Genomic DNA, 22,722 nt, shown 5'->3' on the forward strand with positions numbered 1-22,722 from the left:
GACTGGGGACTAATCAGCCGTGGCGGCGTTCGAAATCGATCATGAAGTCTGTGAGGGCTTTAACACCTTCCAGCGGCATTGCATTGTAGATGGATGCACGCATGCCGCCAACAACGCGATGGCCTTTTAAGGCATGCAAACCTGCTTTAAATGACTCCTCCAGGAACAGGCCGTCGAGTGACGCATCCGCCAGCTGGAAAGGAATATTCATTCGCGAACGGTTCAGCAGAGCGACATCATTACGGTAGAAATCACTCTTATCGATGAGGGCGTAAAGCAAGCCGGCTTTTGCCTGATTAATTTTTTCAATTTCACCGACGCCGCCTTTCTGCTTCAACCACTTGAAGACCAGACCGCTCAGATACCAGGCGAACGTTGGCGGCGTGTTGAACATGGAGTCGTTTTCCGCCAGAACACTGTAATCCAGAATGGAAGGTACACTTTGATGCGCTTTACCTAACAGATCGTCCCGGACGATGACCAGGGTAATGCCCGCCGGACCAATATTTTTCTGGGCGCCCGCATAAATCACGCCATAGCGGCTGACATCAATAGAGCGGGATAAAATCGTGGAAGAGAGATCGGCCACGACGACCTTGTCGCCGAAATCAGGTTCTTCATCAATGGCAACGCCGTCAATGGTTTCATTCGGGCAGAAGTGCAAATAGGCTGCGGCATCGCTCACGTCCCACTCACGCATAGGCAGAATGGCGCGTTTCCCCTCAAGGGTCGTTTTGACATCCAGCGTGCGGGGCGAACAATATTTTGCCGCTTCTTTAATGGCGCTGTGCGCCCAGTAGCCGCCGTCGGCATAATCTGCACTGGTGGCGCTGCCCAGCAGGTTGCCCGGTACCGCAGCAAACTGCGCACGTGCGCCGCCGTGGCAGAATAAAACTTTGTAATTAGAGGGGATTTTTAGCAGATCACGGAAGTCCGCTTCCGCTTCCTCGGCCACCTGAATAAACTCTTTACTGCGGTGACTGATCTCCATTACTGAAGTCCCCAGACCATGCCAGTTTGTCAATTCTTGTTCTGCACGGCGGAGCACTTCGCTCGGCAGCATCGCTGGGCCAGAGCTAAAATTATAAATTTGCGTCATTTCCCTCACCACTGTCATATCGAACGGTTATGAATAACGATTCGGTTTTATCACTGCATTCTGGTGGCTGCAATCATAAATCTAACACCGGTCACATTTTTTCAGCACGGCGCACCGGAGGTTATGTTACCAATGCAAGCCAACACAAAATATTGTGAGGGGCGTTCCTTTCACTCATTGCCGGTATTGGCAGACAAACCCTGACATGAGAAAACGTCCAGTAAAATTGCAGCGACTTGATAGCGAACAGGCGGTAAAAAACGTATCATTGCGCGCTTTAGGCACCCTATACACAGAGAGAGCGGCACCATGACGCAAACTTTTATCCCGGGCAAAGATGCCGCCCTGGAAGACTCCATTACGCGTTTCCAGACCAAATTGCAGGATCTGGGCTTTAATATAGAAGAAGCTTCCTGGCTTAATCCTGTTCCACACGTCTGGTCTGTGCATATTCGCGACCGCGACTGTCCACTCTGCTTTACCAACGGTAAAGGTGCCAGCAAGAAAGCCGCCCTGGCCTCCGCATTGGGTGAATATTTTGAGCGCCTGTCCACGAACTATTTTTTTGCCGATTTCTGGCTGGGTAACCGCATCGCTCAAAGCGATTTTGTTCATTACCCAAATGAAAAATGGTTTGCGCTTCCGGAAGATGACAGCCTGCCTGAGGGGATCCTGGACTCACGCCTGCGTGCCTTTTACGATCCTGAAAATGCGGTGGCCGCATCAGACCTGATCGATCTCCAGTCGGGTAACAGCGAACGCGGTATTTGCGCCCTGCCTTTTACCCGCCAGTCGGATCAGCAAACCGTCTATATCCCGATGAATATCATTGGCAACCTTTACGTATCGAACGGCATGTCGGCCGGCAATACGGCCAATGAGGCGCGGGTACAGGGATTATCCGAGGTCTTTGAGCGCTACATTAAGAACCGTATCATTGCCGAATCGATCAGCCTCCCAGCCATCCCTGAGTCAGTGATGGCGCGCTACCCTTCCGTGGTCGAGGCCATTGCGCGCCTGGAAGCGGAAGGCTTCCCAATTTTTGCGTATGACGCGTCGCTGGGCGGTAACTATCCGGTTATCTGTGTGGTCCTGTTTAACCCTGCCAATGGCACCTGTTTCGCGTCCTTCGGTGCGCATCCGGACTTTGGCGTTGCGCTAGAGCGCACCGTTACTGAACTGCTTCAGGGCCGCAGCCTCAAGGATTTGGACGTCTTTACCCCGCCCACCTTTGATGATGAAGAAGTGGCAGAGCACGCCAATCTGGAAACTCACTTTATTGATTCAAGCGGCCTGATTTCCTGGGATATGTTTAAAGAAACGGCCGATTATCCCTTTGTTGACTGGACGTTTGCAGGTACTACCGAGCAAGAGTTCAGCACACTGATGGCCATTTTTGCTGCCGAAGATCAGGAAGTTTATATCGCGGACTACGAGCACTTAGGCGTTTATGCCTGTCGCATTATTGTGCCGGGCATGTCCGATATCTATCCGGCCGAAGACCTGCTGCTGGCAAATAACAGCATGGGCGCTGATATTCGTGACACGCTGCTTGCCCTGCCCGGCAGCAACTGGAATCCAGAAGAGTATCTTGATCTCATTTCGCAGTTGGATGAAGAAGGTTTTGATGACTTCACCCGCGTCCGTGAGCTGCTTGGCCTGGCAACGGGTAAAGATAATGGCTGGTATACCTTACGCATTGGGGAGCTTAAAGCCATGCTGGCGCTGGCTGGCGGCGATCTGGATCAGGCACTGATCTGGACAGAATGGACCATGGAATTCAACGGCTCCGTGTTCAGCCCAGCGCGGGCAAATTATTATCGTTGCCTGCAAACTCTGCTCCTTCTGGCCATGGAAGACGAGCGGAATTCACTGGAATATCACGCCGCCTTCGTTCGTATGTATGGCGCAGAGGCGGTAGAAGCGGCATCCGCAGCGATCAGTGGTGAAGCGGCCTTCAACGGTCTGCAGTCGGTAGACAGCGACCTGACCGCTTTTCCTGCTCATCAGGCACTACTGGCGGCTTATGAAAAATTGCAGCGCGCTAAACGCCGCTACTGGAAAAATACCTGAGCCAGCGTTGAGCATTCACGCGGGGTAGTCTGAGAATCATGCCTGAGGCACTGAACCTGTTCAGTGCCTTTTTATTGATCCTTATGTATTCCTGCCATTAATAGATCAACGTCATTATTTTTCTGCTAAATAGCGCCACCAACAACCTACCTTGTTAACGAATCTACAATACTCAGCCTTGATTGCGCCCTCTCTTTAAACAAAACTTGCATTATTTAAAATAAATTTATTCATTATTTTTCATGACGTTACCCAAAAAAACCCCCTTTCTTATTAAACCTTTACCGTTGTTGCTCTGCTGGACATGATCTATATCAACGTTCATGACAGGTGTATTTGTTATTATTTTTTTCAGACAACTTTTGGAGTGAGTTAGTGTGAAAGCTGACAATCCTTTTAATCTGTTATTACCCGCCGCGATGGCAAAAGTGGCTGAAGACGCTGGCGTTTACAAAGCCACCAAGCATCCACTGACAACAACCTTTCTCGCGTTTACCGCAGGCATGTTTATCTCCATTGCTTTCGTCTTTTACATCACAGCCACCACCGGCAGCGGTGAAATGGCTTTCGGTATGGCTAAGCTCGTCGGGGGTATCTGTTTCTCACTCGGGTTGATACTCGTTGTGGTATGCGGTGCCGACCTGTTTACCTCCACCGTGCTGATCGTCGTTGCGAAAGCGAGTGGCCGCATCACCTGGGGGCAGCTGGCACGTAACTGGATCAACGTTTATGTCGGTAACCTGGTCGGTGCGCTGTTTTTTGTCGCGCTGATGTGGTTTTCCGGTGAGCATATGGTGGCCAACGGCGCATGGGGTTTAAACGTGTTGCAGACTGCCGACCATAAAATGCATCACACGTTTGTTGAAGCGGTCTGTCTGGGTATTCTGGCTAATTTGATGGTCTGTCTGGCGGTCTGGATGAGTTATTCAGGACGGACCTTAATGGATAAAAGCCTGATTATGATTTTGCCGGTGGCGATGTTTGTTGCCTGTGGTTTTGAACACAGTATCGCAAATATGTTTTTAATTCCTTTCGCCATCATCATTCGCGATTTTTCTGGCCCGGAGTTTTGGCATGCTGCAGGCGCGACAGCAGCGCAGTTTCCGGCCCTTTCTGTGAAAAACTTTATTTTCGACAATCTGATTCCAGTCACGCTCGGCAACATTATCGGCGGTGGCGTGCTGGTCGGATTGACCTACTGGGTAATTTACTTACGCGGTGGACACGAAGCGCACTAATCCAGCCTCGAGGGTTCATCCCAACCGGATTGACCCAAGAGCAAAAGTCTCCTTAAATAAGGCAGGTATAATATGACCGAACTTAACGCAAAACTGGCCTCAGCCTGGCAGGGTTTTACTGAAGGCGAATGGCAGAACAGCGTCAACGTACGCGACTTCATTCAGAAAAACTATACGCCGTATGAGGGCGATGAATCTTTCCTCGCTGGCGCCACCGAAGCCACCACTAAATTGTGGGAAAGCGTGCTGGAAGGCATCAAAGTTGAAAACCGAACCCACGCACCCGTCGATTTCGATACCGATCTTGCTTCTACCATCACCTCGCACGATGCCGGTTATATCAATAAATCGCTGGAAAAAGTCGTTGGCCTGCAAACGGAAGCGCCGCTGAAACGCGCCATTATTCCTTATGGCGGCATTAAGATGGTCGAGGGTTCCTGCAAAGTTTACGGGCGCGAACTTGATGCGTCACTGAAAAAAATCTTCACCGACTATCGTAAAACGCACAATCAGGGCGTGTTTGATGTTTATACCCCTGACATTTTACGCTGCCGTAAATCAGGTATATTAACCGGCCTGCCTGATGCCTATGGTCGTGGACGCATCATCGGTGACTACCGTCGTATCGCCTTATACGGCATTGATTACCTGATGGCCGATAAGTTTGCTCAGTTTGCGTCTCTGCAAAGCGATTTGGAAAATGGCGTCAACCTGGAAGCCACCATTCGTTTACGCGAGGAAATTGCTGACCAGCATCGGGCGCTTGGACAAATCAAAGAGATGGCAGCCAAATATGGTCATGATATCTCAGGTCCGGCGACCAATGCCGTCGAAGCCGTTCAGTGGACCTATTACGGCTATCTTGCCGCAGTAAAATCACAGAACGGTGCAGCCATGTCCTTTGGCCGTGTGTCAACCTTCCTGGACGTGTTCATTGAGCGCGATCTCAACGCCGGTAAGCTGAACGAAGCGCAGGCGCAGGAACTGATTGACCACCTGGTGATGAAACTGCGCATGGTCCGCTTCCTGCGCACGCCTGAGTACGATGAACTGTTCTCTGGCGACCCCATCTGGGCAACGGAATCGCTGGCCGGTATGGGCGTTGACGGGCGTACGCTGGTGAGTAAAACCACCTTCCGTTTCCTCAATACCCTCTACACCATGGGCCCTTCACCTGAGCCTAACATGACCATTCTGTGGTCTGAGAAGCTGCCGGTTAACTTTAAAAAGTATGCGGCGAAAGTGTCTATTGATACGTCATCATTGCAGTATGAAAACGACGACCTGATGCGTCCCGATTTCGACAACGATGACTATGCAATTGCCTGCTGCGTCAGCCCGATGATTGTCGGTAAGCAAATGCAATTCTTCGGTGCCCGCGCCAACCTGGCGAAAACCCTGCTCTACGCAATCAATGGCGGCGTGGACGAAAAACTGAAAATGCAGGTCGGACCAAAAGAAGCCAGGATTACCGATGAGGTGCTTGATTTTGACGTGGTAATGGCGCGTCTGGATCACTTTATGGACTGGCTGGCGAAACAGTACGTCACTGCACTGAACATCATCCATTTCATGCACGATAAATACAGCTATGAAGCCGCGCTGATGGCACTGCACGATCGTGACGTTTACCGCACCATGGCATGCGGTATTGCCGGACTCTCTGTCGCGGCCGACTCGCTGTCTGCCATCAAATACGCGAAGGTGAAACCGGTGCGTGACGAAGATGGCCTGGCCATCGATTTCGACATCGAAGGAGAGTATCCGCAGTTCGGGAATAACGATCCCCGCGTTGACGATCTGGCCTGCGACCTTGTTGAACGCTTTATGAAAAAGATTCAGCAACTCGAAACCTACCGCAACGCTGTACCGACCCAGTCTGTGCTGACCATTACCTCTAACGTGGTTTACGGCAAGAAAACCGGTAATACGCCAGACGGTCGCCGTGCAGGCGCGCCTTTTGGTCCGGGCGCTAACCCGATGCACGGTCGCGATCAGAAAGGTGCCGTGGCCTCGCTGACCTCGGTGGCGAAACTGCCCTTTGCTTACGCAAAAGACGGTATCTCCTACACTTTCTCTATCGTTCCAAATGCGTTAGGCAAAGATGACAACGTGCGTAAAACCAATCTGGCAGGCTTGATGGACGGTTACTTCCATCATGAGACCAGTATTGAAGGCGGTCAGCATCTTAATGTGAACGTAATGAACCGGGAGATGTTAATGGACGCGATGGATAATCCTGAAAAATATCCTCAGTTAACTATTCGCGTCTCCGGCTACGCCGTTCGCTTTAATTCGCTGACAAAAGAGCAACAGCAGGACGTGATCACCCGTACCTTTACACAATCGCTGTAAGCGCTGTCGCCATCAGCCCTTTCTGAGGCTCCTTCATGGAGCCTCATATTCAAAGTCTGCTTTGGTCGTTATCTGACATACGGATAACCACCAAAATTGATTTCCTGTTCAGAGCACACCAGAGAGTGTGCCACCTGCTCCGCAGGCTTACCTGGAGAAACATCGCAATGTCAGCCATAGGTCGCATCCACTCATTCGAATCATGCGGAACCGTAGACGGTCCCGGCATCCGGTTTATTACCTTTTTCCAGGGTTGCCTGATGCGTTGCCTTTACTGCCACAACCGCGATACCTGGGACACGCACGCCGGTAAAGAAATCACCGTTGAGGCGCTGATGGCGGACGTTCTGTCCTACCGTCACTTTATGAATGCCTCTGGCGGTGGCGTCACCGCATCGGGTGGCGAAGCTATTCTTCAGGCTGAGTTTGTGCGTGACTGGTTTCGTGCCTGCAAGGCAGAAGGCATACATACCTGTCTGGATACCAATGGTTTTGTTCGCCGCTACGATCCGGTCATTGATGAGTTACTGGACGCAACAGATTTAGTGATGCTGGACCTTAAACAGATGAATGACGAGGTTCACCAGATTCTGGTTGGCGTATCTAACCATCGCACGCTTGATTTCGCCCGCTATCTACAGAAAAAAGGCAAACGGACATGGATCCGTTTTGTCGTCGTGCCTGGCTACTCAGATGACGACGATACCGTTCATCGCCTGGGGGCGTTTACCCAGGATATGGCGAACGTTGAAAAGATCGAGCTTCTGCCTTATCACGAACTGGGTAAACATAAGTGGATCGCGATGGGCGAAGAGTACAAGCTTGATGGCGTGAAACCGCCCACTAAAGAGACGATGGAGCGGGTAAAAAACATTCTTCTCCGCTACGGACATGAAGTCATGTATTGAAAACGGGGCGGAAATCTCTATCGCCCCGCAGGAACACAGGAAGGCGCACCGACCACCATGCAACAATGAGGCACAGTGCTGCCCTCCTCTCCAGAAGACATTCAGGCATGCGCCACGGGCGTGGCATGATGATCGGCTTTACGCAACAGCATCACCAGGTATACCAGCGCCACTGCCGCAATCATCACGAACAACAAACGGTCTGAGTAACTCTGCATCAGCATTGCCGTCATGCTCGGTCCCGCCAGACTGCCCAGCGTATAGCTCAGTAACAGCGCCTGATTCATGGCCACCAGTTCGTGATGCGCCACGGTTTCGCAGGCCCACGACATCGCCACAGGGTAAAGCGTAAAACCCGCCAGGCCCAGAACAAACAAGGCAGGTGCCATTGCGGCATTGGTCAGCATGGCAATCGCGCCCAGGATGACCACAAATACCTGCACACGCAATACCATCATGCGGCCAAAGCGATCGGCAAGGCGCCCAATTGGCCACTGCCCGACAATACCTGAGCTCACGAGTAACGCCATCCAGTAACCTACGTTTGCATCGCTCATACCCTGATGGGAAAGATAGAGCGGCATCAAGCCATACAACGAACCTAAAACAATCCCGGCGATGATGCAGCCATTGATGCCCAGGCGCGAAGTGCGGCGGCGTAGCATGGGTAAGATACGGCCACCAAGCAAAGCTTCTGCCGGATCACTGCTGGCAGCAACCTGGGTGAAGATCAGCGGTAAAATGGCACAAATCACCGTCGCGGTTACCCAGGGGATCACACTCAACAGCGCTGTGGAAAGTTTGCTCACCAGTAGCTGCCCGGCAACCGTTCCCAGATAATAGACAATCATATAGGCAGCCAGCAGCTGCCCACGGTTACGCACTGTGCCGCTGCACAATAAAGCGCTTTCAACCACGACCCAGACTAAGGCGCAGCCAACACCCGCGCTAAAACGCAACAGCGTCCATGACCAGAAGCCTGCCAGCACCATCATACACAGGGTTGCCACCGCAAACAGGCCAGTTGCCAGATAATAACTACGGTTAAATCCATACTTTTTAATCAGCCAGCCCGCCAGCAACGTGCCAAGCAGATTGCCGGTGTAATACGACGAACTCACCACGCCCACCTGCCAGGTAGCCAGAGCATCATGCGTCAGCCAGAGAGGCACTAACGTATTCAGCACAGCAATTGCAACTGTCATTAACAGCAGGCCGCAAAGCAGCAGTATCACAGGACGTGACCAGGTCGACATAGGGAATTAAAACCAAAAGAAATGAAAGAAATTGCGCGCAGTTTGCCACTGCGTTTTTTAAAGTCAACGGGGCCAAACGCACCGCAGCACATTTTGCTGGCCGACAATTTAATTTATTTATCTTCAGTAAGTTAGCGGCATAATTTACCGCAGGGGAAATAAAGCTATCTTACTGATAATGTAGATTTTTACGCTTTCGGCACCGGGAGACATCGATAACGTTTATTTGTGATAAATTCTCATCCCCTCCTTTGGCATCGATCCGCCTTTTCGGACCAAAAAAAAACCCAGCAGCCGCTGGGTTTTTCAGAGAATAACGGGCGATTAACCAATAAATTCCAGGCCGTTCATATAAGGACGTAATACTTCAGGCACGGCGATGCGGCCATCCTGCTGCTGGTAGTTTTCCAGCACCGCCACCAAGGTGCGGCCAACGGCCAGGCCAGAACCATTCAGGGTATGCACCAGACGCGGCTTTTTATCCTGCTTACTGCGGGTCCTTGCCTGCATACGGCGAGCCTGGAAATCCCCCATGTTTGAACAAGAGGAGATTTCACGGTACGTATTCTGCGCCGGCAACCACACTTCTAAATCGTAGGTTTTGGTCGCACCAAAGCCCATATCGCCGGTGCACAGCAGCACTTTACGATAAGGCAGATTCAGCAGCTGTAAGACTTTTTCGGCGTGACCGACCAGCTCTTCCAGGGCATCCATTGAGGTTTCAGGCGCCACTATCTGTACCATCTCGACTTTATCGAACTGGTGCATACGGATAAGCCCGCGCGTGTCACGGCCATAGGAACCCGCTTCAGAGCGGAAGCACGGCGTGTGAGCCGTTAGCTTAAGCGGCAGGTTTTCTTCCTCGACGATTTCATCGCGCACCAGATTGGTCAGCGGCACTTCGGCAGTAGGAATCAACGCATAGTGGCTGCTTTCTGACTCTTCTTCCAGCGGTCGGGTGTGAAACAGATCTTCACCAAACTTTGGCAACTGTCCTGTTCCGTACAGGGTTGCATGGTTGACCAGATAAGGCACATAGGTTTCCAGATAGCCATGCTGCTCGGTATGCAAGTCAATCATAAACTGGCTGAGCGCCCGGTGCAGGCGGGCAATCTGGCCCTGCATCACGACAAAGCGTGAACCGGTGAGTTTGACCGCCGCAGCAAAATCCAGGCCTTTCGCGGCTTCGCCCAGCTCAACATGATCTTTCACCTGAAAATCAAACTGACGCGGTTCACCCCAGCGGCTGATTTCCAGGTTCTCGGTATCGTCTTTACCCAGCGGCACAACGTCTGCAGGCAGATTCGGCAGCGCCAGGCTGAAGTCACGAATCTGGTTTTGCAGTTCATCCAGTTCTGCTTTGGCAGCATCAAGGCGTTCGCCCAGGCTGTTCACTTCCTGACGCAGTGGCTCGATGTCTTCCCCACGTGCTTTGGCCTGACCGATGGATTTGGATCGGGAATTACGCTCGGCCTGCAGATTTTCAGTTTCTACCTGCAAGACTTTGCGACGCTCTTCGAGCGAACGCAGCATTTCCACATCCAGTTTAAATCCTCGGCGTGCCAGTTTTTCTGCGACTGCGTCTGGCTCATTACGCAGCAGATTGGGATCGAGCATGCTTATCCTGTGTATTTATGAGTTGAAAGAAGGGACGCATTCCAGCTGGAATGCGTTGAAAACATTGACCACATTACCGCAACGTCTGTTTTAGCGGTAGCGTTTTGTCGGGCTATTTTGATCGAGTTCAGTAAGCCAGGCCAGCTTTTCGCCAATTTTGCCTTCAAGACCGCGTTGGGTGGGATGATAGTAACGTGTTTGTGCCATTTCCGGAGGGAAATAGACCTCACCGGCCGCATAGGCGTTAGCTTCATCATGGGCATAGCGATAGCTTTCACCCAGGCCCATTTCTTTCATCAGCTTAGTGGGGGCATTGCGCAGATGATCGGGAACATCAAAATCAGGGTGGTCGCGCGCATCGCGCATCGCCGCTTTAAAGGCAGTATAAACGGCATTACTTTTTGGCGCACAGGCGAGATAGACGATGGCCTGGGCAATTGCCCGCTCCCCTTCTGCCGGACCGACGCGGGTGAAACAGTCCCACGCCGATATCGCCACCTGCATGCCGCGCGGATCGGCATTGCCCACGTCTTCAGAGGCAATGGCCAACAGACGACGCGCGACATACAGCGGATCGCCCCCTGCAGTAATGATTCGGGCGTACCAGTACAGGGCGGCATCGGGTGCCGAGCCCCGGACCGATTTATGTAATGCTGAGATAAGATCGTAAAAGCGGTCACCCTTGTTATCAAACCGGGCAGAGCGCTCACCGGCCACTTCAGTCAACAGCTGTGGCGTTAGTTCTCTTTTGCCTTGCGCGTTGGTTTCGGCCATATCGGCCATCATCTCCAGCGTGTTCAGCGCACGGCGCGCATCGCCGCTCACTAGCTCAGCGATCATGCGGCGCGTATTATTCGGTAACAGGATATCGCTGTTGCCATAGCCGCGATCGGCATCGTGCATGGCCTGGTCAAGCACCTGCTCAATATCTTCTGTGGTCAGGGACTTCAGTAGATAAACGCGGGCGCGTGACAGCAGTGCGGAATTAAGTTCGAAACTGGGATTTTCAGTGGTGGCGCCAATGAAGGTAATGGTGCCGTCTTCAATATGGGGCAGGAAGGCATCCTGCTGACTTTTATTGAAACGGTGCACCTCATCCACGAAAAGGATGTTGCGACGGCCTGCCTGCTTGCTCAAGCGCGCACGCTCTATCGCTTCACGAATTTCTTTGACGCCGGAGGTAACGGCAGAGATGCGTTCAACGTCCGCATTACCATAGTGCGCGATAATCTCGGCCAGTGTGGTTTTGCCTGTTCCTGGCGGTCCCCAGAGAATCATTGAATGCAAATGGCCAGCCTCAATGGCGCGCGGCAGCGGTTTGCCCGCGGCCAGCAGGTGCTGCTGACCAATATAGTGCTTCAGGGTTTCTGGCCGCATACGCGCGGCCAGAGGTTTAAAATCTTCGCTGGAGAAATCCAGAGACAGGTTGCCCACTACCACCTCACTGACGTTGATCATCCACCGTGACGCCTTTCGGCGGGGTGAAGGTGAATTTATCCGGGCTGACAGGGCCGTTTTTCTGGCTCTTCAGCTGGTAGTTACTGCGCTGTCCATCCTGCTCTACAGCGCTGAACTGATTAATCGTGCCATCTGGCGTGACGTCGATAGTGAACTGCTTGAGGTTGCCGTCGCTTTTCTTCGGCGTCAGTTCAAATTTATCGCCCTGCTGCTTAACGTTGTATTGCTGCCAGTCGCTGGACTGATTGCGGGCAATTAACATAAACGGCGTATTGCTGGTGGCATTCTTTAACAGACTTACCGTAACCTGCTCTACAAACGGGTTGTAGAACCACAACGATTTTCCGTCAGAGACAATAATGCTCTCGTCAGGCGCGGTCATGTGCCAGTTAAACAGGCTTGGGCGCTTGACCCACAGTTCACCTTCTCCATCCTGCACGTTAGCTCCACTGCCATCGGTCACCTTTTGCGTAAAGCTGGCGTGGAAGCTGTTCACTTTATTCAAACGCTGTTGCAGGTCACTTGATGCATCAGCGAAAGCGCTGGCTGAGCCCAAAGCGGCCAACAGGCCTAAGGCAATTACGCGTAGTTTCATCTGCTTAAATCCTTATTAAATCGTTTCCCGTTGATAACGCTACTAAGCTTGGTCGCTGTCCTGCGTTTAATACAGGAGAAAAAACCGAAAGCCTAATCAACTATGGGGGTAAACGGCTAAAAAACAATGAGCCAGCAAGAACTGGCTCATTGTTTTATGTTTCAAAGCTTATCGTTCAGGCTCTACATATCATGGGGAGGCGGTGACAGCACTTCGCGGTTACCGTTATGTCCCGGTGCCGAAACGATGCCTTGGGCTTCCATCTGCTCAATGATGCGCGCGGCGCGGTTATAGCCAATACGGAACTGACGCTGAACGCCTGAAATCGAGGCGCGGCGCTTGTCCACCACGAAACCCACCGCCTGATCGAACAACGGATCCAGTTCTTCATCGCTGTCGATGCCGCCCGCACCTTCGCTCTCTTCGCCCGCTGTAATGCTTTCAATGTATTGCGGACGTCCACGCGCTTTCCAGTCCTGGACCACCGCATGCACTTCCTGATCGCGCACGAAGGCACCGTGAACCCGAACCGGCATGGAGGAGTTTGGCGGCATATACAGCATGTCACCCATGCCCAGCAACGACTCCGCGCCGCCCTGGTCGAGAATAGTACGCGAGTCAATTTTGCTCGACACGGTAAAGGCGATACGCGTTGGAATGTTAGCCTTGATCAGGCCGGTAATCACATCCACCGAGGGACGCTGGGTGGCCAGCACCAGGTGGATACCGGCCGCACGCGCTTTCTGCGCCAGGCGGGCAATCAGCTCTTCGACTTTTTTACCCACGGCCATCATCAGGTCGGCGAACTCATCCACCATCACCACAATGTAAGGCAGTTTTTCCAGCACCGGCGGCGTCATGTCCATACTGTCGCCCGGTTTCCAGAAGGGATCGGGGATTGGACGGCCCATCGCCTCAGCCTGCTCAACTTTCTCGTTGTAGCCCGCAAGATTACGCACGCCAAGTGCCGACATCAGTTTATAGCGGCGCTCCATCTCACCGACGCTCCAGCGCAGCGCATTCGCCGCATCTTTCATATCGGTGACGACTTCGGTGAGTAGATGCGGAATGCCTTCATAGACCGACAGCTCAAGCATTTTCGGGTCGATCATAATAAAGCGCACTTCTTCCGGCGTGGCTTTATACAACATGCTGAGAATCATGGCGTTCACACCGACTGACTTACCCGAACCGGTGGTACCCGCTACCAGTAAGTGTGGCATCTTCGCCAAATCGGCCACTACCGGCTGACCAGCAATGTCTTTCCCCAGTACCACGGCCAGAGGTGAAGGATTGTCACGGAATTTTGGACAATCCAGCACTTCACGTAAGTAAACGGTCTGACGGTGCTTATTCGGTAATTCCAGTCCGACGTAGGGCTTACCTGGAATCACTTCAACAACACGCACCGCCGTGGTGGACAGTGAACGGGCCAGATCGCGTGACAGGTTAGAAATACGCGCGGCTTTCACGCCAGGCGCCAGATCCAGTTCAAAGCGGGTGATCACCGGGCCGGGAGAGATGCCAACGACCTCGGCCTTAACACGATAATCGCCCAGGCGCGACTCAACCAGGCGCGCCGTCTGCTCAAGGGCAAACATGTCAACCGGCTCTTCTTCTGCAGGCGGTGCGGTTAACAGATCCAGAGAAGGCAACGGCGTGGAGGGTTTTTCCAGCGGCTGTTCATGACGCATCAGGAAAGGATGAATCAGGCTGTCATGCAACGACGGCTTCGCCTCTTCCACAGGTTCGGGCGGCTCGACAGGGGCCGCGAAGGTATCCGACGCAACGTTCTGCGTCGGCATGCTTCTCTGCGCGGCCGCATGCGTCGGCGCAGCCTGTACTTGCTGCCACGGCTCATGTTTTGCCGCGACCTCATCCGTTTCCGGCGATGCCGCAATGGTGAACAGCGGCTCAACCGGGCCATCGTCAATCAGATCTTTCATCGGTGAGAAATCAAAGGCCGCAGACGTGTCCAGATTAAATGCCGCCGCATTATTGGCAGGTTCGGTCTCATAACGCTGCTGCTGCTGCTCGGCGAACTGACGGGCCAGGGATGCCTGCTCCAGAGCCAGTTCATCGTCTTCACTCTGTTCATCCTGTTGCCAGCTCTCGCCATAACGCTGTTGCTGCTCAGACTGAAACGCCTGACGTAACTCAGCCTGTTGCAGGGCATCCTGCTCCTCCGCTGACCAGTCTGAACTGTGTGGCTGATCGGAAGCCTGCGAAGCCGCCGGGGCTTCAGACAGTCTGGCTTTCTCTTCTGCCATGCGCTGGGAAGGAAGTTTAATTCCGTAAGAAGCCAGTTCGCGTCGGGTCGGTAATTTAACCGGGTTTGGCCGCGGTAACGCCGGACCTATCCCCTGCTTCACCTGTGGATTTGCCTGATTTTCAGGCACAGGTTCAAACAGCGGCGACATCGAGGCCGCGGCTTTTCCTGCCGCGCCTGCCGTTACCGCACTGCTCAGGGTTGCGGCAGAGGCTGCCTCGCGCCAGTTGCCCATCTTCGGCGCATCATCCTCATAGGCCGTAAAGGGTGCTGAGGATGCGGGAGTTTCATCCGGCATTTCAAACCGGTACAGAGGCGGTTCACTGACCGGTTTATCCTGCGGAACAGGATCACGCGGTGCAAAATGACGCTCTGGAGCAGGATGAGGTACAGACGTTTCCTGAGCGGGCGCGGCGACAGAATGCACGGGCGCAACCGCAGGCTGGGCTGCAGATGGGGCTGACGGCGGCACGGCAGCCGGGGTAAAGGTTGGCGCCACGCTGGCTGCAGGTTGCTGGACGGGAGCCACCGGCATTTCAGCAGCGTCGGTGGTTGCCGCAACGGCAGCGCGGGTCGCTGTTGCCGCCTTAGCCAGCAGCGGATCGTGCTCGTCCAGATCGGGCTGCACCTTACGGGGCGCAGAGAGCAGAACGTCATCGTCGTCATGGGGCTGCGCGTGAAGAACAGGCGCATCATCTTCATGATGTTCGCCCTCGTCCTCTTCCTGCCAGGGTTCGTCGTGACGTGAACGGTTGCTGGCAAATGTCAGCACGCCCATAACCACGCCACCGATTCGTTCTGCAATGGTCAACCACGACCAACCGGTATACAGCGTAATGCCCGCTGCCCAGATGCAAAGCAGAGTGAGGGTGCCACCAGCAGGACTAAACCAGGGTGAAATCGCATTGCTGACGAGGCTGCCGATCACGCCGCCTGAAGCAAAGTACCAGATGTCGTCAGCATTCAGTGCAGCCATGCCGCAGGTCGTCACGACCAGGGCCAGTACGCCAATTAAGCGCAAACCTACGGCGAAATAGTCGAAGTAATCTTGATTATCGCGCTGGCGAAAGGCTATCCAGCACAATCCAAGGATCACCGGTGGAATGGCGTAAGCCATCACGCCAAAGATGAACAACAGCGTGTCAGCCAGCCATGCTCCTACCGTGCCGCCAATATTATGGATAGGCTCGTGCCAGGCCGTCTGCGACCAGCTCGGGTCGGAAGGATTAAAACTGACCAGGGAAACCATCAGGTAGACGGCAAACAGCGCCACCAGAATGAGCAACGCTTCCAGCAGACGGCGTCCACTGCTCAGCGACTGTAACGAAACGTCTTTATCTTCTGTGTATTCCTGGCTCAAGAGAACTCTCCAGGTGCCTGTAAAGTAAGAAACAACAGCGTCGGGCTCACCCGACGCTGGTCCTGTATGTATTCACAGGAGTGTACCGAAATTTCACAGGCTTTGCACCTGCCACGCATCAGCGCGTTTTGATCACCAGACGGTTACTCTGTTTGACCTCTTCCATCACCACGTAAGTACGCGTGTCGTTTACACCCGGCAGGCGCAGCAGGGTTTCCCCCAGCAGCTTGCGGTAGGCGGACATATCAGGCACGCGTGTTTTCAGCAGGTAGTCGAAATCACCAGAAACCAGGTGACACTCTTGAGTTTCCTCAAGTTTTTGCACAGCGGCGTTAAATTGCTCAAACACATCTGGTGCGCCACGATTCAGAGTAATCTCAACGAATACCAGTAATGAGGCGTCCAGGTAGTGAGGGTTAAGTTGCGCAGTGTAACCAAGGATGAATCCCTGGCGTTCAAGACGACGTACACGCTCAAGACAAGGTGTAGGCGATAATCCTACACGTTTGGAAAGTTCCACGTTTGAGATACGACCGTCTTTCTGCAATTCATTCAGAATATTTCTGTCGATCCTGTCGAGGTCTTTACCGGGGCGTTTCTTATTATCTACCATTATTATTGTCTCTCTTCATTCCTTCCCTTTACCTGCCATCCCCTGAAAACGCTCATTGTTCGGGGCATTTTTTGAAGTGAAATAACGGCGTCTCAGTGCTGTCGCACTTATGTGTATGACGCATGTTGTCTGTCCACATCATGCGTCATGACTCATATCAGACGACAAAATTCGTTCGGCACATTGCCCAAAACCCGCCGGCAAAACCCGTTTTGTTCCGAAGATGTCATTCGCTTCTCACACTGTTTTCGCAAATGCGCAGGCGATTGTCAAAGTAAAATGTCTAAATTCAGGACAAGATGCCAGACACATCGCTGGGTCACTGTTTTTAAATGAGTATTTTCGGGTGATAAGGTGCAACAACGTGAATTTTTGCCCCCTTTTGGCGCAAACCCCAGGCAAAAAGCGCATTCATCGTCTACGCCGTTTGCAGTAATCGCTAACAAAGACGCGCAAATGTTGTCAATGGCACGGCTTATTCCCTACAATCGCTGGCTATGTCAGGCGAATGAAACTGAGGAACGCATGAGTACGGCTAAACACAGTAAGTTGCTCATTCTGGGCTCTGGTCCAGCAGGTTATACCGCAGCCGTTTATGCTGCACGCGCGAATCTGAATCCGGTGTTAATTACCGGTCTGGAAAAAGGCGGACAGCTGACGACCACGACGGAAGTGGAAAACTGGCCGGGCGACCCGCACGATCTGACAGGTCCATCGTTAATGGAACGCATGCATGAGCATGCCGAGAAATTTAACACTGAGATCATTTTTGACCACATCCATTCGGTGGATCTGCAGAATCGTCCGTTCCGTTTAACTGGTGACAGCGGCGAATACACCGCAGATGCTCTGATTATTGCCACAGGTGCATCGGCACGCTACCTCGGCTTGCCGTCAGAGGACGCGTTTAAAGGCAAAGGCGTTTCGGCCTGCGCGACCTGTGATGGCTTCTTTTACCGTAACCAGAAAGTCGCCGTGATCGGGGGCGGTAATACAGCAGTAGAAGAAGCACTTTATCTGGCCAATATCGCCGCTGAAGTGCACTTAATTCACCGTCGCGACAGCTTCCGCGCCGAGAAAATTTTGATCGATCGCCTGATGGAAAAAGTCAGCAACGGCAACATTGTGCTGCATACCCACCGTACGCTGGAAGAAGTGGTTGGCGATCAGATGGGCGTGACCGGACTGACGCTGCGTTCAACGCTGGACGAAAAAACCGAGTCGCTGGAAGTTGCTGGCCTGTTTGTGGCGATTGGTCACAGCCCAAATACAGCGATTTTCGACGGCCAGTTAGCGCTGGAAAATGGCTATATCAAGGTTCAGTCCGGCCTGCACGGCAATGCAACTCAGACCAGTATTCCGGGTGTGTTTGCCGCAGGTGATGTGATGGACCATATCTATCGCCAGGCAATTACCTCTGCGGGCACCGGCTGTATGGCTGCTCTGGATGCAGAACGTTATCTTGATGGTCTGGTTAAAAACGATAAGTAAGTTGTTAATAACCTGATCTTAATTGTTTGAGGCGACTGTTTTTCAGTCGCCTTTTTTATTATCACCATGCTAAATTCATGCGCCAGGCGGGAGGGGCTCTCCTCTTTTCCTTTTTCTTCGCCACTGTGGGTTTCGCATGAATAAATCACGGCAGCAGCACCTTACCCGTTGGCTTCGTCAACAGCGGCATCATGCCGGTCCCTGGTTACGGCTCGCCTCACTGTCAGGTTCCGCCAGTGCGTTGCTGATTATTCTGCAGGCCTGGCTGCTGGCGTCGTTGCTTCAGGCATTCATTGTGTCGCACCAATCGCCCCCGTCGCTTCTTTCACTGTTTATGTTACTGCTGCTGTGCTTCGTGCTGCGGGCGATGCTGAACTATGCGCGCGAGCAGGCAGGATTACGCGCCGGTCAGGCTATTCGCCAGGCGCTGCGCAAACAGATTCTGGACCGTTTATCCGCGCTGGGTCCCGCCTGGATTCAGGGTAAACCGGCCGGCAGTTGGGCAACCTTGCTACTGGAACAGACAGAAGATATGCAGGCGTACTATGCGCGCTACCTGCCGCAGATGACGCTGGCGGCCGTCATCCCCTGTGCCATTTTGCTTGCGCTGTTTCCTTTAAACTGGGCTGCCGGATTGATTCTGCTGGCTACGGCACCGTTGATTCCGCTGTTTATGGCGCTGGTGGGCATGGGCGCGGCCGATGCCAATCGGCGCAATTTTCTGGCCCTGGCGCGCCTGAGTGGTGACTTTCTTGATCGCCTGCGCGGACGGGAGACGCTGAGGCTGTTTCATCGGGCCGAAGCAGAAAAACAGGCCATTGCCGCCACCACGACGGACTTTCGTCAACGCACCATGGATGTCTTAAGGCTGGCTTTTCTCTCCTCCTCCGTTCTGGAGTTTTTTGCGTCATTAGCTATCGCTGTGGTCGCGGTCTATTTTGGTTTCTCCTATCTGGGTGAGTTGCACTTTGGCGATTATGGCAAGGGCGTTACGCTGTTTGCCGGTTTTCTGGTGTTGATTCTGGCCCCGGAATTCTTTCAGCCTTTGCGCGATCTCGGCACCTTTTACCATGCTAAAGCGCAGGCCATTGGCGGCGCCGATGCCATTGAGCGCTTTATGCAGGCGACGCCGCAGTCGGAAGCGAGCAACGGCACTGTCCCGTTTGCCGCCGCCGCACCGCTGGAGCTGGTTGCTGACAACCTGATGGTCTGCGCGCCTGACGGTAAAATCCTCTGTGGCCCTTTACATTTCACGCTGCGCTCGGGCGGACGCATCGCGCTGGTCGGTAAAAGCGGCGCAGGCAAAACCGCGCTGATGAATGCGCTGCTGGGATTTTTACCTTATCAGGGCTCGCTTAAAGCCAATGGGATTGAGTTACGCGATTTGGTTCAACGCGACTGGCATCGGCATCTTGCCTGGGTCGGACAAAACCCCCAGTTACCGGCAGAAACTCTAAGTGAAAATATCCTGATGGGCGCGCCCCTCGACGCCGCACGTCTGGATGCCTTAACAGCGGCTTGTGGCATCCACGAGTTTCTCTCACGACTGCCTGACGGGTTGAATACCGCGCCGGGCGATGCCAGCAGCGCGCTCTCCGTGGGTCAGGCACAGCGCATTGCGGTTGCGCGGGCGCTGTACAAACCGGCTCAGCTATTGCTCCTTGATGAGCCTGCAGCCAGTCTGGATGTGCTGAGTGAACATCATGTCATGCAGGCACTTCATCAGGCCGCGCGACAGCAAACCACCCTGATGATTACGCATCAGATCGATTCGCTACGCGACTGGGATGAAATCTGGCTCATGGAGGCGGGAAAAATAGTACAGCAAGGCAGTTGGCAGGCACTGACGACCCAGCCCGGTCCTTTCCGTGCACTGCTGCAACATCGTCAACAGGAGTGCATCTGATGTCTGCTCTGCGTCCTTTTCTGCGGCTGTGGCTGCGTCATCCCTTCCGGCTGGCGCTGGGCATTATACTGGCGATAGTCACGTTGCTGGCCAGTGTTGGCCTGCTCACCCTGTCTGGCTGGTTTCTGGCGGCGTCGTCCGTTGTTGGCGTCGCGGGCCTGTACAGTTTTAACTATATGCTCCCGGCCGCCGGCGTGCGTGGCGCGGCCATTATACGTACCGCGGCACGTTACTTCGAACGGCTGGTTACGCACGATGCCACGTTCCGGGTGCTGCAGCATTTGCGCGTTTTCACCTTCAGCCGTCTGATTTCACTGGCACCGGGTCAGCTTGCGGCCTTTCGCCAGGCGGATCTGTTAAACCGTTTTGTTGGGGATGTGGATACGCTGGATCACCTCTACCTGCGGGTAATATCGCCACTGCTTGGCGCATTTATCGTTATTGTGGTGGTGACAGCCGGTTTAAGCCTGATTGATCCGCAGCTGGCACTGCTGCTGGGCGGTACCCTGCTTGCCCTGCTCTGTCTTTTCCCTCCCCTGTTTTACCATCTGGGTGCCCCGGCGGGCGTGGCGATAACCCGGCAGCGTTCGCACTGGCGCGTGCAGTTAATGCACTGGCTGGCGGGCCAGGCAGAACTGACGTTGTACGGTAACGCCTCCGCCTGGCGCGCACGGCTGGACAGCAGCGAACGACAGTGGCAGGACGCGCAGCGCCAGCAGGCACGTTTAGAGGCACTGGCGCAGAGTCTGTTGCTGATGTGCAGCGGTATTACGGTGACCGCCCTGCTCTGGCTTAGCGCTGAAAGCATTGCGCAGCAGCATCTTCCCGGTCCCTTTATTGCGCTGGTGGTGTTCTGTGCCCTGGCCGCTTTTGAAGCGCTGGCCCCGGTCGCGGGTGCCTTTCTGCCCCTGTCTCAGGTGATTACCGCCGCCCAGCGCGTCAATGAGATCATCGAGCAAACGCCGGCGATCGTTTTCCCCTCCGCAGCCGCTGTCCCACCCGGCGCGCTCAGCATGAGCGTGCAGGCGCTTGAATTCAGCTATCCGGGCCGGCCTGAAAACGTGTTAAACCAGTTTTCCCTGCACATTACGGCGGGTGAACATGTCGCGCTACTCGGGCCTACCGGCTGCGGAAAATCCACCCTGCTTGGCCTCCTGACGCGCGCCTGGGATGTTGAGCATGGCGAGATAGCGCTGAACAACGTCCCGCTTGCCGAATGGGATGAAGCGCAACTCCGCCAGCGCATCAGCGTTGTCACCCAGCGCGTTCATCTTTTCAGCCAGACCCTGCGTGATAATTTATTGCTGGCCTGCCCTAATGCCAGTGATGAAACCCTTACCGTGGCGTTAATGCAGACCGGCCTGCAGAGTCTGCTGGATAACGAAGAAGGATTAAATGCCTGGCTGGGCGAAGGCGGCCGGCCGCTGTCGGGCGGCGAACTGCGACGCCTGGCGATTGCCCGTGCGCTGCTGCACAACGGCGACCTGTGGTTGCTGGATGAGCCGACGGAAGGGCTGGATGCCGCGACCGAGCAGCATATTCTGTCCCTGTTGCAGCAGCTGACAGCGGGTAAGACCGTGATTATGGTTACCCATCGTCTGACCGGACTGGCGCAGATGGATAAAATTTGCGTTATGGACGGCGGGAAGATCATTGAGCAGGGAAATCATTCCGAATTAGTCGCAAAAGGTGGACGTTACTGGCGTTTCCAGCAACGCTTTGCGTTATAGTTTTGTAAAAGCTGATGGATAACTTAACGCGATGAGACTGGTTCAACTGTCACGGGAATCGTTGCTGTTTCCTCCTCCGGAAACGGCGCTGCGCGAGCCCAATGGCCTGCTGGCTATGGGCGGTGATCTCTCGCCTGCGCGCCTGCTCAACGCCTATCAGCAGGGGATTTTTCCCTGGTTTTCCCCAGGCGATCCGATTCTGTGGTGGTCACCCGACCCTCGCGCGGTGTTACTCCCAGACCGTTTTCACCTCAGCCGCAGTATGAAGCGCTTTCACCAGCAATCACCTTATCGGGTTACGATGAATGAAGCCTTTTCCGACGTGGTCGAAGGCTGTGCGGCCGGTCGGGAAGAAGGGACATGGATTACTTTTGAAGTCAAACGCGCGTGGCTGAAGCTTTATGAGCTTGGTCATGCCCATTCCATTGAAGTCTGGCGCGAGCAAGACCTGGTGGGCGGCATGTATGGTCTGGCGCTGGGCCAGATATTTTGTGGCGAATCCATGTTCAGCCTGCAGACCAACGCCTCGAAAACCGCACTTTGGGTTTTCTGTCAGCATTTTATTAAGCACAAAGGACGCCTGGTGGATTGCCAGATACTGAATCCCCACACGGCTTCACTCGGCGCGGTTGATATTCCCCGCGAAGCTTACCTGGATGCGGTAAAAAACCTGTCCTCGCAGCCCGTTGACAGCGGCTGTTGGCGGAATCAAACCCTTTTTTAATCCGCGCGCAGATGTTTTGCACACATAAAC

15 protein-coding genes are annotated in these 22,722 nt (G+C 53.8%); 8 read left to right on the forward strand and 7 right to left on the reverse strand.

What is annotated here, in order from left to right:
• Nucleotides 1–13 precede the first annotated feature (13 nt).
• The gene (gene serC, locus GKC68_RS14970; protein WP_342656296.1) at nt 14–1,099 is read right to left on the reverse strand and encodes a 3-phosphoserine/phosphohydroxythreonine transaminase; all 1,086 of its coding nucleotides are present in this window, start codon (nt 1,097–1,099) and stop codon (nt 14–16) included.
• A gap of 309 nt (nt 1,100–1,408) precedes the next feature.
• Between serC and ycaO the strand changes: the two genes are divergently transcribed.
• The 4 genes from ycaO to pflA all read left to right on the forward strand — a co-directional run bounded on the left by ycaO (nt 1,409) and on the right by pflA (nt 7,673).
• Entirely contained in the window at nt 1,409–3,172 is a 1,764-nt protein-coding gene (gene ycaO, locus GKC68_RS14975) for a 30S ribosomal protein S12 methylthiotransferase accessory factor YcaO (protein ID WP_342656297.1), read from the forward strand.
• A gap of 377 nt (nt 3,173–3,549) precedes the next feature.
• Entirely contained in the window at nt 3,550–4,410 is an 861-nt protein-coding gene (gene focA, locus GKC68_RS14980) for a formate transporter FocA (RefSeq protein WP_028723706.1), read from the forward strand.
• A gap of 72 nt (nt 4,411–4,482) precedes the next feature.
• Complete coding sequence (pflB, locus tag GKC68_RS14985; RefSeq protein ID WP_028723707.1) at nt 4,483–6,765, forward strand: formate C-acetyltransferase; 2,283 nt, start codon at nt 4,483–4,485, stop codon at nt 6,763–6,765.
• A 167-nt stretch (nt 6,766–6,932) separates the two neighbouring features.
• Complete coding sequence (gene pflA / locus GKC68_RS14990) at nt 6,933–7,673, forward strand: pyruvate formate lyase 1-activating protein (RefSeq protein WP_014606197.1); 741 nt, start codon at nt 6,933–6,935, stop codon at nt 7,671–7,673.
• A gap of 101 nt (nt 7,674–7,774) precedes the next feature.
• Here the strand turns inward: pflA and GKC68_RS14995 are convergent, their stop codons facing one another.
• The 6 genes from GKC68_RS14995 to lrp form a co-directional block, all read right to left on the reverse strand.
• Nucleotides 7,775–8,929 (reverse strand): MFS transporter, encoded by a 1,155-nt coding sequence (locus GKC68_RS14995; protein ID WP_342656298.1) that lies wholly within the window; start codon nt 8,927–8,929, stop codon nt 7,775–7,777.
• Nucleotides 8,930–9,253: 324 nt separating this feature from the next.
• The gene (serS, locus tag GKC68_RS15000; protein ID WP_028723710.1) at nt 9,254–10,546 is read right to left on the reverse strand and encodes a serine--tRNA ligase; all 1,293 of its coding nucleotides are present in this window, start codon (nt 10,544–10,546) and stop codon (nt 9,254–9,256) included.
• 90 nt (nt 10,547–10,636) lie between these two features.
• Nucleotides 10,637–11,980, reverse strand: a complete 1,344-nt coding sequence (locus GKC68_RS15005) for a replication-associated recombination protein A (protein ID WP_342656901.1) — start codon at nt 11,978–11,980, stop codon at nt 10,637–10,639.
• Nucleotides 11,981–11,987: 7 nt separating this feature from the next.
• The gene (gene lolA / locus GKC68_RS15010; RefSeq protein WP_028723712.1) at nt 11,988–12,599 is read right to left on the reverse strand and encodes an outer membrane lipoprotein chaperone LolA; all 612 of its coding nucleotides are present in this window, start codon (nt 12,597–12,599) and stop codon (nt 11,988–11,990) included.
• 182 nt (nt 12,600–12,781) lie between these two features.
• Complete coding sequence (locus tag GKC68_RS15015; protein ID WP_342656299.1) at nt 12,782–16,228, reverse strand: DNA translocase FtsK 4TM domain-containing protein; 3,447 nt, start codon at nt 16,226–16,228, stop codon at nt 12,782–12,784.
• Between the two features lie 118 nt (nt 16,229–16,346).
• Nucleotides 16,347–16,841, reverse strand: coding sequence for a leucine-responsive transcriptional regulator Lrp (gene lrp, locus GKC68_RS15020; protein ID WP_006118610.1), 495 nt, complete (start codon nt 16,839–16,841; stop codon nt 16,347–16,349).
• Between the two features lie 525 nt (nt 16,842–17,366).
• Here lrp and trxB point away from each other — a divergent pair.
• From trxB to aat, 4 genes are all read left to right on the forward strand, one after another.
• Entirely contained in the window at nt 17,367–18,332 is a 966-nt protein-coding gene (trxB, locus tag GKC68_RS15025) for a thioredoxin-disulfide reductase (protein WP_028723714.1), read from the forward strand.
• Nucleotides 18,333–18,468: 136 nt separating this feature from the next.
• A complete protein-coding gene (gene cydD / locus GKC68_RS15030; protein WP_342656300.1) occupies nt 18,469–20,238 on the forward strand; it encodes a cysteine/glutathione ABC transporter permease/ATP-binding protein CydD in 1,770 nt (589 codons plus the stop codon).
• Complete coding sequence (gene cydC / locus GKC68_RS15035; protein ID WP_342656301.1) at nt 20,238–21,968, forward strand: cysteine/glutathione ABC transporter ATP-binding protein/permease CydC; 1,731 nt, start codon at nt 20,238–20,240, stop codon at nt 21,966–21,968. The genes cydD and cydC overlap by 1 nt, the downstream gene beginning before the upstream one ends.
• A 31-nt stretch (nt 21,969–21,999) precedes the next feature.
• The gene (gene aat, locus GKC68_RS15040) at nt 22,000–22,692 is read left to right on the forward strand and encodes a leucyl/phenylalanyl-tRNA--protein transferase (protein WP_013025223.1); all 693 of its coding nucleotides are present in this window, start codon (nt 22,000–22,002) and stop codon (nt 22,690–22,692) included.
• Nucleotides 22,693–22,722: the final 30 nt, after the last annotated feature.

Origin of the sequence: Pantoea sp. RSPAM1, from assembly GCF_038816185.1 — a bacterium.
In the GTDB taxonomy this organism is placed as follows: Bacteria; Pseudomonadota; Gammaproteobacteria; order Enterobacterales; family Enterobacteriaceae; genus Pantoea; species Pantoea ananatis.